This window comes from Vibrio sp. D173a (genome assembly GCF_030248475.1).
Genome location: NZ_JAHGAH010000885.1, coordinates 1 through 703 on the forward strand (window position 1 = coordinate 1; position 703 = coordinate 703).

Here is a 703-nt window from a genome sequence, read left to right on the forward strand (position 1 = left end):
AATGAAGAAGCATGTTCAGCAGCAGAGCTTAACGAGCACCGAACTGCCATTGAAGCAAATAGAACGACTACAACGTGTGGGTATGGAGACGGTTGGCGATTTATTGAAATTGCCGATCCAAGACGTTGCGCGCCGCTTTGATATTGATCTCGTCAACTACGTTGGGCGCTTGAATGGGCAGTTTAAACACCCTATTGATTTTTATCATCCGCCTGAAAAGTTCGAGCAGTACCTTGAGCTATTGTTTGATATCGAGAACCTGCAATTTATCGAGAAGCCACTGACCAAACTACTTAAGCAGCTTGAAGCCTTTTTGAAGTTGCGTGACCGTGTCGCGTTTGAAATCAAGCTCACTCTGCATCTACGTGACTGCGATGATCACAGTGTGCCTTTTTTCTCTGCACAAGGAGATTACCTTGCCAGTAAGTGGGCGCAGCTTACTCATCTCAGCTTAGAGTCGGTTACGATTAACGCACCGGTTCAGGGCCTCACTCTGACCTTAATTCTCCACGGAGAGCCTCAAGCCGCGTATCACGACCTGTTTGATGGTAATACTGGAACGTTGGCTTCGTTAGACCTGCTCTCCCTACTGCAAGCTAAACTTGGCCAAGGGGCGATTCACTCTCCCTTAATCCATCAAGACCCGAGGCCAGAAAAAGCCAATCAATACTCGTTGCCAGACCTAACAACTCAGTCACAAAGT

At 47.5% G+C, this 703-nt stretch carries 1 protein-coding gene; it reads left to right on the forward strand.

What is annotated here, in order from left to right:
• Nucleotides 1–703: DNA polymerase Y family protein (locus tag KIV40_RS30015; RefSeq protein ID WP_285352923.1), on the forward strand; the 703-nt coding region annotated here is incomplete at both ends.